Origin of the sequence: Verminephrobacter aporrectodeae subsp. tuberculatae (assembly GCF_026127385.1) — a bacterium.
Classification (GTDB): domain Bacteria; phylum Pseudomonadota; class Gammaproteobacteria; order Burkholderiales; family Burkholderiaceae_C; genus Acidovorax; species Acidovorax aporrectodeae.
Genome location: NZ_QZCX01000002.1, coordinates 666,820 through 679,447 on the forward strand (window position 1 = coordinate 666,820; position 12,628 = coordinate 679,447).

The following is a 12,628-nucleotide window of genomic DNA, read 5'->3' on the forward strand; positions in this document are numbered from 1 at the left end:
CGGCGCACCGCGGTTGACCGTCTCCAAAGCACCACAATCCGGGACGCAGCGGTGGCAGTTCAAAGGCCGGCCAAGCCCGGGCTCCCTACACTTCAGCCCTGTTTCGTTTTTTCGCCGGGCAGGGCATGCCCGCACGGAGGCTGTGCATGAAGTTTCGCTTTCCCATCGTCATCATCGATGAGGACTACCGTTCCGAAAACAGCTCCGGCCTGGGCATTCGCGCGCTGGCGCAGGCCATGGAGGCCGAGGGCTTCGAGGTGCTCGGGGTCACCAGCTATGGCGACCTGTCGCAGTTCGCGCAGCAGCAGAGCCGCGCCAGCGCGTTCATCCTGTCCATAGACGACGAGGAGTTCACGCAGGGCGAAGGGCTCGATCCGATCGTGCTGAGCCTGCGCAGCTTCATCGGTGAAGTGCGGCGCAAGAACGCCGAAGTGCCCATCTACGTGCACGGCGAGACCAAGACCAGCCGCCACCTGCCGAACGACATCCTGCGCGAGCTGCACGGCTTCATCCACATGTTCGAGGACACGCCCGAATTCGTCGCGCGGCACATCGTGCGCGAGGCCAGGAGCTATCTGGAAAGCGTGCAGCCGCCGTTCTTCAAGGCGCTGCTCGACTACGCGGAAGACGGCTCGTACAGCTGGCACTGCCCCGGGCATTCGGGCGGGGTGGCGTTCCTGAAGAGCCCCGTGGGCCAGATGTACCACCAGTTCTACGGCGAAAACATGCTGCGCGCCGACGTCTGCAACGCCGTGGAAGAACTCGGGCAACTGCTCGACCACACCGGCGCCATCGGCGAGAGCGAGCGCAACGCCGCGCGCATCTTCAACGCCGACCACTGCTTCTTCGTGACCAACGGCTCGTCCACCTCGAACAAGATGGTCTGGCACCACACCGTGGCGCCCGGCGACGTGGTGGTGGTGGACCGCAATTGCCACAAGTCGGTCCTGCACAGCATCATCATGACCGGCGCGGTGCCGGTGTTCCTCAAGCCCACGCGCAACCACTTTGGCATCATCGGCCCGATCCCGCAAAGTGAGTTCGAGCCGGCAACGATTTTGGCCAAGATAGCGGCCAACCCGCTGCTGCAGGGCGTGGACGCGAGCCAGGTCCGGCCGCGCGTGCTGACGCTCACGCAGTCCACCTACGACGGCGTCCTGTACAACACCGAGACCATCAAGCGCATGCTCGACGGCTACGTGGAGAACCTGCATTTCGACGAAGCCTGGCTGCCGCACGCGGCCTTCCATCCGTTCTACGGCAGCTACCACGCCATGGGCAAGAAGCGCTTGCGGCCCCGGCATTCGGTGACCTACGCCACGCAGTCGATCCACAAGCTGCTCGCCGGAATCAGCCAGGCCAGCCATGTGCTGGTGCAGGACTCGCAGCTCGTCAAACTCGACCGGCACCTGTTCAACGAAGCCTACCTGATGCACACCAGCACCAGCCCGCAGTACAGCATCATCGCCAGCTGCGACGTGGCCGCGGCGATGATGGAGCCGCCCGGCGGCACCGCGCTGGTGGAGGAGAGCATTCTGGAGGCGCTCGACTTCCGCCGCGCCATGCGCCAGGTCGAAGCCGAGTTTGGCAAGAAGGACTGGTGGTTCAAGGTCTGGGGGCCCGAGAAGCTGGTCGAAGAGGGCATAGGCTCCGCGCAAGACTGGATCATCCGCAGCGACGCCACGAGCCGCAGCAGGAGCGCCAGCAAGTGGCACGGCTTTGGCCAGCTGGCCGACGGCTTCAACATGCTCGACCCGATCAAGTCCACCATCGTCACCCCGGGGCTGAGTCTGGACGGCAGGTTCGACCGCAGCGGGATCCCCGCGTCCATCGTCACCAAGTACCTTGCAGAGCACGGCGTGGTGGTGGAGAAGACCGGCCTGTACAGCTTCTTCATCATGTTCACCATCGGCATCACCAAGGGCCGCTGGAACACGCTGCTGAGCGCGCTGCAGCAGTTCAAGGACGACTACGAGAAGAACCAGCCGATGTGGCGCATCCTCCCCGAGTTCTGCCAGCAGCACAAATGCTACGAGCGCATGGGACTGAAGGACCTGTGCCAGCACGTGCACCAGATGTACGCCAAGTACGACATTGCGCGCCTGACGACCGAGATGTATCTGTCGGACCTCACGCCCGCGATGAAGCCCTCGGACGCCTACGCGCACATCGCGCACCGCCAGACCGAGCGCGTGGAGATCGACCATCTCGAGGGCCGCATCACCGTGGGTCTGGTCACGCCGTACCCGCCGGGCATCCCGCTGCTGATCCCGGGCGAGGTGTTCAATCGCAAGATCGTCGATTACCTGTGCTTCGCGCGCGAGTTCGCGCAACTCTGCCCCGGCTTCGAGACCGACATCCACGGCCTGGTCGAGGTGGAGGACGAGAGCGGCCAACTGCGCTACTGCGCCGACTGCGTGCTCATCCCCGAAAGAGCCTACGGCAGCCCCGAGCCACCGGGCGGCAGCCCCCGGCGCAGGCGCAGGGTCTGAGCCACCCGCCTTGCCAGCGCCAGCGCTGCTGATAGCATTGCGCCCCCTCCACCTGCATGCCGGATGCACGCTCCGGCGGAAAGCACTCCATGCCTGCAAACCACCTCGGCCACCCCGGCCGCCGCCATTGGCTCGGCGCCGGCAGCGCGCTGGCGCTCGGCGGCCTGCTGCCTGCCGCATCGGCGCAGGCCGCGTGGCCCGCCAAGGCGCTGCGCTTCGTCGTTCCCTTTGCGCCGGGTGGAAGCTCCGAAATCGTCGCCCGCTCCACCGCCGTCGAGTTGGGCAAGACCCTGGGCCAGAGCGTTTTCGTGGACAACAAGCCGGGCGCTGCCGGCAACATCGCAATGGCCGAAGTGGCGCGCGCCGACGATCAGCACACGCTGATCCTGGGCCATATCGGCACGTTGGCGGTGAACCCCTTCATCTTCGACAAGCTGCCCTACGACGCGAACAAGGACTTCAAGCCCGTGAGCCTGCTGGCCAAGGTGCCCAGCCTGTACGTGGTGCACCCCGATCTGCCGGTAAACGACCTGCGCGAGTTCGTCGCGCACGTGCGCAAAAACCCGGGCCGGCTCAGCTACGGCTCGGCAGGCAACGGCAGCGCGGGGCACCTGGCGTTTGAATATCTGAAGATGAGCGCCGGGCTGTTCATGCTGCACGTGCCGTACCGTGGCACCGGCCCGATGCTCACCGACCTGCTCGCGGGCCGCCTCGACGCAGCGGCCGTGGGCGCGGCAGCGATGCTGCCCTTCATCCGCTCGGGCAAGCTGCGCTGCATCGCCAGCGGCGCCGCGCAGCGCCTGGCGCAGTTGCCCAACGTGGCGAGCGTGGCCGAGCAAGGCTTTCCCGGCTTTGAAATGACCCAGTGGTACGGCATGCTGGTCCCCGCCAGCCAGCCCCCGGCGCAGCTCGACCGGTTGGCCGCAGAAACCATGAAGGCCGTCAAGGCACCCGCCGCGCTCGAGCGCCTGCAGGGCGACGCCGCAGAGGCCATCGGCGGCACGCCCGCACAGTTTGCGCAGTTCATCGCGGCCGAGCAGGCGCGCTGGAAGAGGGTGCTGCTGCGCGCCAAGGTCAGGCCGGACTAAGTCGTCTGCCCATGGCGCAAAGTCCTTGGATGACGTGCCGGGCAAGAGAGCGGTAGATCGCGTTTTCAGCCAAGGGCCGTCGTTGCGGTCCGGATGCCGGCCGGCGCGGCGTCTTGAGCAACCGGTGCAACAGATCGGCCCGCGGCTCAGGCGCAGGATTCCGTGGCCGCAGCGGCGGGCCACTCCAGCCGCACCGTGCAACCGCCCCCGGGGACCGCGCTGGCCGTGATCGTCCCGGAATGCCGCCGGGCAATCGCACGGCACAGCGCCAGCCCCGCACCCACGCCGTCAAACTCGCTCTCGCGGTGCAGGCGCTGGAACAGGCCGAACAGCTGCGCCGCGTGCGCGGGGTCAAAGCCCGCGCCGTTGTCCTGCACCGTGAACGCCGCCTGGCCCGCGGCTGCGGCCTCGTCGGCGTGCACGCTGATGCAGGGCTGCGCGCTCTGGCGCGTGAACTTGAGGGCATTGCCCAGCAGTTGCACCAGCAGTTCCTGCAGCAGCGCCGAATCGGCGCGCAGGGTGGGCAGCTGCGCCCCCACGCGCCACTGCACGGTGCGGCCGGCCTCGGCGGACGCGAGCGTGGCACGCGCCTGGGCCACGGCCCGGGCCAAGGGGATGGGCTCGGCGCGCAGCGGGGCGCGGCTGGCGCACAGCAGGGCTTGCAGGCCGTCGATCATCCGTCCCATGCGCCGGGCGGACTGCTCCAGGCTGGAGAGAAGGCCCAGGGCCTCCTGCGTCCCGGGGGCGTTCAGCGTGTCGGGGGGCAGTTCGCACAGCGACTCGCGCACCAGCGCGCCGTAGGCGCCGACATGCCGCAGCGGCGCGCGCAGGTCGTGCGCGACGGCGCGCAGGAGCTCCTCCTGCGCCGCGGCCATCTCGGCCAGCTGCTGCGCGGCGTCGGCCTGCGTCATGGTTTCGGGCGCTTGGCAGGGCGGGCCCAGCCGGGAATGCTGATCTGCCGGCCGCGCGCCACGCTGAGCGCGCCGGCGGCGGTGTTTTTGGTGATGTTGCTGCCCGCGCCCACGGTGCCCCCGGCGCCAATGGTCACGGGGGCCACGAGCACGCAGTTGCTGCCGACGTGCACGTCCGCCTCGATCACGGTGCGGTGCTTGTTCGCGCCGTCGTAGTTCGCGGTGATGCTGCCGGCGCCGTAGTTCACGCGCTCGCCCACCGTGGCGTCCCCCAGATACGCCAGGTGGTTTGCCTTGGCGCCGTCGGCCAGGCTGCTGTTCTTCACTTCCACGAAGTTGCCGATATGCACCGCGCGGCCCAGTCGGGTGCCCGGGCGCAGGCGGGCAAAGGGGCCGACGTGCGCGCCTGCGCCCACCGTGGCGCCGGAGTTTTCGCCGTCGATGTGCGTGTAGGGCTGGATCACGGCGTGCGCAGCGATGCACGCATTGGCAATCCAGCAGTGCGCGCCGATCTGCACGCCAGGGCCCAGTTCCACGCGGCCGACGAAGACGCAGTTCACGTCGATCTCCACGTCCTGCCCGCAGACCAGCGCGGCGCGCACGCCGCTGCGGGCGTCGTCGCGCAGATCGAAGCGCGCGGGGTCGGCGAGGCGCACGCCCTGCTCCATGAGCGCCTGCGCCTGGCGCAGTTGCAGCGCGCGCTCCAGATCGGCCAGTTGCCGCGGGCTGTTCACACCGGCCACCTGCAGCGCGTCGCTGATGCGCTGCGCCACCACGGGGACGCCGTCGGCCACGGCCTGCGCCACGACGTCCGTGAGGTAGTACTCGCTCTGGGCGTTGTCGCGGCTCAAGCGCGCGAGCCAGCCGCGCAGCTGCTGCGCGGGAGCGGCCATGATCCCGCTGTACACCTCGGTGATCGCGCGCTGCTCCTCGGTCGCGTCCCCGTGTTCGACGATTCCCTGCACGGCGCCCTGCGCGCCGCGCACGATGCGCCCGTAGCCCGTCGGGTCGGGGTGCTCCACGCTCAGCAGCGCCAGCCTGCCGCCTGCTGCGGCGCCGAGCAGTGCGCGCAGGGTATCGGCGTGCGTCAGCGGCACGTCGCCCGAGAGCACGAGCACCGTGGCGTCGTCGCGCAGCTGCGGCGCGGCCTGCTGCGCGGCGTGGCCGGTGCCCAGCTGGGGTTCCTGGCGCACGAACTTCAGCTCCGGGCCGCCGGCCTGCGCACCGCCTGCGGCGGCGGCCTCGACCTGCGCCGCAGCGTGGCCGGTGATGACGATGGCGCTGCGCGCCTGCAACTGCACGGCCTGGTCCAGCACGTGCAGCAGCAGCGGGCGCCCGGCCAGGCGCTGCAGCACCTTGGGCAGGCGGCTTTGCATGCGCGTGCCCTTGCCGGCGGCGAGGATGAGGATGTCGATCGGGGTCATGGAATGTCCGGGTTCCGTGCGCGGCGCGGGCAGAGCGCACGCATGCGCCATGGACCCCGGGGGTGTCTCACGTGAGCACCACGCGCGCAAACCGGCGTTTGCCGACCTGCAGCACATAGGTTCCGGCGCCGAGCCGCAGGCCCTTGTCGCTGACCACGCTGCCGTCGATGCGCACACCGCCGCCGTCGATCAGGCGCTGCGCCTCGCTGGTCGATGGCGCCAAGTTGGCCTGCTTGAGCAAGGCGCCAATGCCCAGCGGCGCGCCGGGCAGGGACAGCTGCGGGATCTGCTCGGGGACGCCGCCCCGGCTGCGGTGCATGAAGTCCTGCTCGGCCGCGTCCGCCGCCGCCGCGCTGTGAAAGCGCGTGGTGATTTCCTTGGCCAGCAGCACCTTCGCGTCCTTGGGGTTGCGGCCCTGCGCGACCTCGGCCTGGAGCGCCTGGATCTCGGTCAGCGAGCGAAACGACAGCAGTTGGTACCAGTTCCACATCAGCGGGTCGGAGATCGACAACACCTTGGCGTACATGGTGTTGGCGTCTTCGGCGATGCCGATGTAGTTGTTTTTCGACTTCGACATCTTCTCCACGCCGTCGGTCCCGACGAGCAGCGGCATGGTGAGCACGCACTGCGGCTCCTGGCCGTACTCCTGCTGCAGATGGCGGCCCATGAGCAGGTTGAATTTCTGGTCGGTGCCGCCGAGCTCCAGATCGCTCTTCAGCGCCACCGAGTCGTAGCCCTGCATCAGCGGGTACAGGAACTCGTGCACCGAAATCGACTGGCCGCTGGCAAAGCGTTTGTGGAAATCGTCGCGCTCCATCATGCGCGCCACGGTGTACTTGGCGGCGAGCTGGATCATTCCCGCGGCGCCCAGGGGCTCGCTCCATTCGCTGTTGTAGCGGATCTCGGTGCGCGCCGGATCGAGCACCAGGCTCGCCTGGCGGTAGTAGGTCTCGGCGTTCGCCCGGATCTGCCCGGGCGTGAGCGGCGGGCGGGTGTCGTTGCGCCCCGAGGGGTCGCCGATCAGGCCCGTGAAGTCGCCGATCAGAAAGATCACCTGGTGACCCAGGTCCTGCAACTGGCGCAGCTTGTTGAGTACCACCGTGTGGCCGATGTGGATGTCCGGCGCCGTGGGATCGAGCCCCAGCTTGATGCGCAGCGGCTGGCCCGAGGCCTCGGAGCGCACCAGCTTCCCGACCCAGGCGTCCTGCGGCAGCAGTTCCTGGGCACCGCGCAGCGAGATTTCCAGGGCCTGTCGGACCGCTTCGGAAACCGGGGACGTTGTAACGACTGATGGATGCATAAGGGGGTTTTTTGGGATGTCCGGACAGACTGCGTCGCCGCTATACTCCGGCCTGCTTTGCAAAGGCGGGATTCTAAGTGGGCCCGCTGTTTCCGCCCTCACCCTGACCCAAGCCCGTGCGCTCTGCCAAGCTGATGTAGCCGCAGCGGGAAAACGCCGGGGCTTCGCGCGATCACCCTGGGGATAGCAGCTTTGATTTACGGCCTGACCCGCGCCAGCAGCGCTTTTTTTCTCTACCGACTGTCGCGCACGATCCAGCGCTATCCCGGACGCATTGGCGCCGCTGTCGCGGCCTTGCTGCTGACGGGCGGCGGCGGCGCGTTCGCCGTGGCGTCCCTTGCGCCCGATCCGGCCGAACTGCCGGTGCGCATGCTCAGCCATTCCGTCGAATCGCTGGCTGAGAACCGCATGCTCAGCGAGCTGCAAGCCCCCGGCTTCTCGCTGTTTCGCTCCGAGCAACTGCGCAGCAGCGATACGCCGGAATCCCTGCTGCGGCGCCTGGGTGTGGCCGACCCGGCCGCGGCCGCCTTTCTGCGCAGTGACCGGTTCGTGCACCAGAACATGCTGGGTCGCAGCGGCCGCAGCGTGTCGGCGCAGACCACCGACGACCACCGTCTGATTCGCCTGACGGCGCGCTGGGTGCCCGACGGCAGCGGCAACTTCCGCCGCTTGGTCGTGGAGCGCACGGGCGATGGCTTCAGCTCGCGTGTCGAAAACGCCAAGATGGCGCTCGACAGCCGCCTCGTCGGCGGCGTCGTGAACAGCTCGCTGTTCGCTGCCACCGACGCATCGGGCATCCCGGACGCCGTGGCCGTGCAACTGGCCGAGATCTTCTCGGGCAGCATCGACTTCCAGCGCTCGCTGCGCAAGGGCGACCGCTTCTCGGTGGTGTACGAGACCCTGGAGGCCGATGGCGAGGTGCTGGGCAGCGGCCGCGTGCTCAGCGCCGAGTTCGTGAACGACGGCAAGGTCCACCAGGCGGTTTGGTTCCAGGGCGCGTACTACACGCCGGAGGGCACCAGCCTGCGCCGCGCCTACCTCACCTCCCCGGTGGAGTTCTCGCGCGTGACCAGCGGCTTCAAGATGCGCCTGCATCCCATCCTGAAGACTTGGCGCGCCCATCTGGGCACCGATTTCGCCGCGCCCACCGGCACGGCCGTGCGCACCGTGGGCGACGGCACGGTGGAGTTCGCCGGCGTGCAGAACGGCTACGGCAACGTGGTCTTCGTCAAGCACCGCAACCAGCACGTCACGGTCTATGCGCACCTGAGCCGCATCGACGTGCGCACGGGCCAAGCGCTCAGACAAGGCCAGACGCTGGGCGCTGTGGGCGCCACGGGCTGGGCCACCGGTCCGCACCTGCATTTCGAGTTCCGCGTGAACGGCCGGCACCAGGATCCGATGACCATCGTCGCGCAGAGCGAGGCGGCAGCGCCCGTCTCGCCCGCTGCACGCCCCGCCTTCGCGCGCCTGACAGCGAATATGCGCGTGCAGCTATCGGCTGCGGCCCTGATCGGTCAGGCCAGCGTCGATTGATTCCTGCGCGCGCACCGCAAACGGGCCGGCCCGCCAGTGTCCGATCTGTACATCGGCCTGATGTCGGGCACCTCGCTCGACGGCATCGACGGGGTGCTGGCGGATTTCTCCGGCCCGCGCATGCGGGTCGCGCAGCACGCCAGCGCCGCATTCGCACCCGAACTGCGCGCCGTGCTGCGCGACCTGAACACCCCCGGTGAGAACGAACTGCACCGCGCCGCGCTCGCAGGCAATGCGCTGTCCCGGTCCTATGCCCGGGTCGTGCGGACGCTGCTGGAGCGCAGCGGCGAGCCCGCCAGCGCGATCCGCGCGATCGGCGCGCATGGGCAGACCGTGCGGCACCGCCCCGGGGAGTTCGACGGCACCGGCTACACGCTGCAACTGGGCAACCCCGCGCTGCTCGCCGAGCGCACGGGAATCGCCGTGGTCGCCGATTTCCGCAGCCGTGACGTCGCCGCCGGCGGGCAGGGCGCGCCGCTGGTTCCCGCGTTCCACCAGGGCGTCTTCGGGCGCGCGCAGGAGACCGTGCTGGTGCTGAACGTCGGCGGCATCGCCAACCTCAGCGTGCTCGGGGCGGACGGCAGCGTGATCGGCTTCGACTGCGGCCCGGGAAACGCCTTGATGGACGACTGGTGCCGGCAGCACACCGGCGAGCTGTTCGACAGGGACGGCGCCTGGGCCGCGCGCGGCCAGGTGCTGCCGCAGCTGCTGGCCGCGCTGATGCAGGAGCCCTTCCTGCAGCAGCCACCGCCCAAGAGCACGGGGCGCGATCTGTTCAATCCGGCCTGGCTCTCCGCCCGGCTGCGCTGCTGCGCGGGCGCGGCTGCGGTTGACGTTCAGGCCACGTTGACGGAGTTCACCGCGCGCGCATGCATGCAGAGCGCCAGAGCCTATCCCGGCCAAATCCTCGCCGTATGCGGGGGCGGCGCCCTGAACACCCATTTGATGGAGCGCCTGCGGGTGGCGGCAGGCCCGTCGCTCCAGGTGCTGGCCAGCGACGCCCTGGGACTGCCCGCCCTGCAGGTAGAGGCCGCGGCCTTTGCCTGGCTGGCGCGCCAGACGCTGCGCGGTGCACCGGGCAACCTGCCCGGCGTGACGGGCGCAGCCGGCGCGCGCGTTCTGGGGACGGTGCATCCGGCCTGATCCGTCGCGCACCCCGCCCCCGCGGGGGCGAAAAAAAACCGCCCGAAGGCGGTTGTTTTCATGCGCGGCAATTTACGCGGAGAAGCTCGAACCGCAGCCGCAGGTGCTGGTCGCGTTCGGGTTCTTGATGACGAATTGCGCGCCCTGCAGGTCTTCCTTGTAGTCGATCTCGGCGCCGACGAGATACTGGTAGCTCATGGCGTCGATGAGCAGCGAGACACCGTTCTTCGTCATGGTGGTGTCGTCTTCGTTGGTGATTTCATCGAAGGTGAAACCGTATTGGAATCCCGAGCAACCGCCGCCCTGCACGAAGACGCGCAGCTTCAGCTCGGGGTTGCCCTCTTCGGCGATCAGGTCCGCCACCTTGGCCGCCGCGCTGTCCGTAAACAGAATGGGTTCGGGGATTTCGGTCTGGATGTTTTCTGCAACAGCGTTCATGGGGATACTCCGGGTTCAGGGGCTAAGGGGCAATACTACTGCCAAGCGCTCGGGTTCACATCACGGGTGGCTGGACGCCAACTCCAGTGGGGGCTTTCCTTCGACCAGCACGGCCGCCTCTGCGGGAACCAGTTGCCCGGCAACCACGGCCCCCTGGTGCATCTCCAGCGCCGCGTAATGCACGCTGCCCGTGACCCGCGCCCTGGGTTGCAACTCCAGGAACTGCGCATGCACGGGGCCGATCATCTGGCCGCCAATGACGACGTGGTGAGCGTGCACCGTGCCCTCGACACGGGCCGTCTCGGAGATCACGAGGATGCTGGGCTGCTCCGGCTGCGCGCAGATGTCCCCCACCACCTCGCCGTCGATGCGCAGACCCTCGGAAAAATGCACCTCCCCCTCGATCCTGCTGCCCTGGGCGATCAGGCTTTTGATGGGGGGTTGCTTCTTGCGGGAAAACATAGGATCCGGGCTCCTGGAGATGCGGCTGGGCCAAGCGGCCGGCATGCGGGTTGGCAACGCCCGACGATACACCCACTCCCGGCTGGCGCATCTGCAAGCCGGGGCCTATTTGAGCGCCATGGTCTGCACGGCACGCACTGCCGTGCCTTCCAGCACACGTGCGGTAACAGTCTTTACCACGGTGTTCGGCGGCAGGTCGAACACGCCCTCGACGCGGCGGTATTGCCTGAGCTGCAGCGGCTGCCCCTGCGGCGGCAGGGTCTGCGTCCAGGGCCTGCCGTCGCGGGTGCCGGCGAGCATCAGCTCCAGACTCCCGTTGAAGTCGGGCGCGTTGCGCGTGGCCTGAATGACCAGCACCTGCCAGCGCAACTGCATTCCCGCGAGCACTTCCGCCTGCAGGGCGCGAATCGCCGGCCCCTGCGTCTTGGCAGCGGGAATCAGCTTTTCGAAGAAGCCCAGGTCCTCGCGCAGCGTCTGGTTGTCCGCTTGCAATTGCCGCACCTGCGCCAGCAGGCTTTCCTTGGCGGCGCGCTCGGCGGCGAGCAGGCTTTCGGCCGTGAGCGCCACCGCCTGCCGCTGGCGCTCCTGCTCGTGTAGGCTGGCAAGCTCGCTCCTGAGCGCGAGCCACTCGGCGCGCGTGCCGGCATCCAGCCTGGCGACGACGGGTTTCCCGGAATCGAAAACCCGGAACGCGGCGACTGCGCACAGGCCCAGCAGCACGGCCAGGGCGAGCCAGCGAAAGGGCCAGGGCAGGGCGCTGCGGACTGCAACCCGGGGGGCGCTGATGGTCAGCCGGTGGCGCAGAAGGCGAAAGCGCATGGTGATGAGAAGAAAACCGCCCTTGGGCGGTTTTCTGCCGAGCAGGGCAGGGACACAGGGCCCCAAGCCGGGGATACCGCGCGCCGGGAAGGGAGTCCGGACCAGCTCAACGCTTGGAGAACTGCTTGGCGCGGCGTGCGGAATGCAGGCCGACCTTCTTGCGTTCCACCTCGCGCGCGTCGCGCGTCACGAAACCGGCCTGGCTCAGGACGGGCTTGAGCGCAGCGTCGTAGTCGATGAGCGCGCGGGTGATGCCGTGGCGCGCCGCACCGGCCTGGCCGGATTCGCCCCCGCCGTGCACGTTGATGCGGATGTCGAAGCTCTCGGCATGGTTCGTCAGCGCCAGGGGCTGCTTGGCGATCATGATCGAGGTTTCGCGGCCGAAGTAGGACTGTATGTCCTTGCCGTTGACCGTGATCTTGCCGCTGCCTTTTTTCAGAAATACGCGCGCGACGCTGGACTTGCGCCGGCCCGTGCCATTGTTCCATGCACCAATCATTTCGAGGCTCCCTGGATTTCCAGCACCTTGGGCTGCTGGGCGGTGTGGGGATGCTCGGCACCACCGTACACCTTGAGTTTCTTGATCATCGCGTAGCCCAAGGGGCCCTTGGGCAGCATGCCCTTGACCGCTTTTTCCAGCGCGCGGCCGGGGTGCTTGGCCTGCATGTCGCGGAAGTTCGTGGCCTTGATTCCGCCGGGGTAGCCCGAGTGCCGGTAGTACACCTTGTCCAGGGACTTGGTGCCGGTGACCTTGAGCCGGGCGGCGTTGACGATGACGATGTAGTCACCGGTATCGACGTGAGGCGTGTAGATGGCCTTGTGTTTGCCGCGCAAACGGAGAGCAACTTCGCTGGCTACTCGTCCGAGGACCTTGTCGGTCGCGTCAATCACAAACCACTCGTGCACGACCTCAGCGGGTTTTGCGCTGAATGTGGGCATGGGGGGTTCCCAAGAAAGGGTGGGGTGGTTTGGTGGTCCTTTCATCCACGGTCGGTGCAACTCTTGTTGGGAAGCC

General features: G+C 68.2%; 12 protein-coding genes. 4 read left to right on the forward strand and 8 right to left on the reverse strand.

The annotated features are described in order from the left end of the window. Positions 1–146 precede the first annotated feature (146 nt). Positions 147–2,492 (forward strand): arginine/lysine/ornithine decarboxylase, encoded by a 2,346-nt coding sequence (locus D5041_RS11005; RefSeq protein ID WP_265284726.1) that lies wholly within the window; start codon positions 147–149, stop codon positions 2,490–2,492. Positions 2,493–2,581: 89 nt separating this feature from the next. Then, positions 2,582–3,580, forward strand: a complete 999-nt coding sequence (locus D5041_RS11010; protein ID WP_265284727.1) for a Bug family tripartite tricarboxylate transporter substrate binding protein — start codon at positions 2,582–2,584, stop codon at positions 3,578–3,580. Positions 3,581–3,726: 146 nt separating this feature from the next. On the opposite strand, the gene D5041_RS11015 is transcribed toward D5041_RS11010, so the two are convergent. The 3 genes from D5041_RS11015 to tyrS form a co-directional block, all read right to left on the reverse strand. After that, the gene (locus tag D5041_RS11015; RefSeq protein ID WP_265284728.1) at positions 3,727–4,491 is read right to left on the reverse strand and encodes a sensor histidine kinase; all 765 of its coding nucleotides are present in this window, start codon (positions 4,489–4,491) and stop codon (positions 3,727–3,729) included. Beyond that, the gene (gene glmU / locus D5041_RS11020) at positions 4,488–5,915 is read right to left on the reverse strand and encodes a bifunctional UDP-N-acetylglucosamine diphosphorylase/glucosamine-1-phosphate N-acetyltransferase GlmU (protein ID WP_265284729.1); all 1,428 of its coding nucleotides are present in this window, start codon (positions 5,913–5,915) and stop codon (positions 4,488–4,490) included. The genes D5041_RS11015 and glmU overlap by 4 nt, the downstream gene beginning before the upstream one ends. A gap of 67 nt (positions 5,916–5,982) precedes the next feature. Next, positions 5,983–7,215 (reverse strand): tyrosine--tRNA ligase, encoded by a 1,233-nt coding sequence (gene tyrS, locus D5041_RS11025; protein ID WP_265284730.1) that lies wholly within the window; start codon positions 7,213–7,215, stop codon positions 5,983–5,985. Positions 7,216–7,407: 192 nt separating this feature from the next. On the opposite strand from tyrS, the gene D5041_RS11030 reads away from it, so the two are divergent. Both D5041_RS11030 and D5041_RS11035 read left to right on the forward strand, forming a co-directional pair. Next, on the forward strand, positions 7,408–8,751 hold the full coding sequence (locus tag D5041_RS11030) for a M23 family metallopeptidase (RefSeq protein ID WP_265284731.1): 1,344 nt from the start codon (positions 7,408–7,410) through the stop codon (positions 8,749–8,751). A 36-nt stretch (positions 8,752–8,787) separates the two neighbouring features. Next, a complete protein-coding gene (locus D5041_RS11035; RefSeq protein ID WP_265284732.1) occupies positions 8,788–9,894 on the forward strand; it encodes an anhydro-N-acetylmuramic acid kinase in 1,107 nt (368 codons plus the stop codon). A gap of 72 nt (positions 9,895–9,966) precedes the next feature. On the opposite strand, the gene erpA is transcribed toward D5041_RS11035, so the two are convergent. From erpA to rplM, 5 genes are all read right to left on the reverse strand, one after another. Beyond that, entirely contained in the window at positions 9,967–10,332 is a 366-nt protein-coding gene (erpA, locus tag D5041_RS11040; protein WP_010104892.1) for an iron-sulfur cluster insertion protein ErpA, read from the reverse strand. A gap of 60 nt (positions 10,333–10,392) precedes the next feature. Then, positions 10,393–10,794 carry a bactofilin family protein gene (locus D5041_RS11045; RefSeq protein ID WP_010104894.1) on the reverse strand — a complete coding sequence of 134 codons (402 nt, stop codon included), beginning with the start codon at positions 10,792–10,794 and terminating at the stop codon, positions 10,393–10,395. 105 nt (positions 10,795–10,899) lie between these two features. Further along, a complete protein-coding gene (locus D5041_RS11050) occupies positions 10,900–11,613 on the reverse strand; it encodes a DUF6776 family protein (RefSeq protein ID WP_010104896.1) in 714 nt (237 codons plus the stop codon). Positions 11,614–11,719: 106 nt separating this feature from the next. After that, positions 11,720–12,112, reverse strand: a complete 393-nt coding sequence (rpsI, locus tag D5041_RS11055; RefSeq protein ID WP_010104898.1) for a 30S ribosomal protein S9 — start codon at positions 12,110–12,112, stop codon at positions 11,720–11,722. Next, positions 12,109–12,552: a 50S ribosomal protein L13 gene (rplM, locus tag D5041_RS11060; RefSeq protein ID WP_265257328.1), complete on the reverse strand. Its 444-nt coding sequence runs from the start codon at positions 12,550–12,552 to the stop codon at positions 12,109–12,111. Before rplM ends, rpsI begins: the two co-directional genes overlap by 4 nt. Positions 12,553–12,628 lie beyond the last annotated feature (76 nt).

Bases quoted from the DNA above. Each gene is read 5' to 3' on its own strand.
- D5041_RS11005 (WP_265284726.1), top strand. From the start codon at position 147: ATGAAGTTTCGCTTTCCCATCGTCATCATCGATGAGGACTACCGTTCC.
- D5041_RS11010 (WP_265284727.1), top strand. From the start codon at position 2,582: ATGCCTGCAAACCACCTCGGCCACCCCGGCCGCCGCCATTGGCTCGGC.
- D5041_RS11015 (WP_265284728.1), bottom strand. From the start codon at position 4,491: ATGACGCAGGCCGACGCCGCGCAGCAGCTGGCCGAGATGGCCGCGGCG.
- glmU (WP_265284729.1), bottom strand. From the start codon at position 5,915: ATGACCCCGATCGACATCCTCATCCTCGCCGCCGGCAAGGGCACGCGC.
- tyrS (WP_265284730.1), bottom strand. From the start codon at position 7,215: ATGCATCCATCAGTCGTTACAACGTCCCCGGTTTCCGAAGCGGTCCGA.
- erpA (WP_010104892.1), bottom strand. From the start codon at position 10,332: ATGAACGCTGTTGCAGAAAACATCCAGACCGAAATCCCCGAACCCATT.
- D5041_RS11045 (WP_010104894.1), bottom strand. From the start codon at position 10,794: ATGTTTTCCCGCAAGAAGCAACCCCCCATCAAAAGCCTGATCGCCCAG.
- D5041_RS11050 (WP_010104896.1), bottom strand. From the start codon at position 11,613: ATGCGCTTTCGCCTTCTGCGCCACCGGCTGACCATCAGCGCCCCCCGG.
- rpsI (WP_010104898.1), bottom strand. From the start codon at position 12,112: ATGATTGGTGCATGGAACAATGGCACGGGCCGGCGCAAGTCCAGCGTC.
- rplM (WP_265257328.1), bottom strand. From the start codon at position 12,552: ATGCCCACATTCAGCGCAAAACCCGCTGAGGTCGTGCACGAGTGGTTT.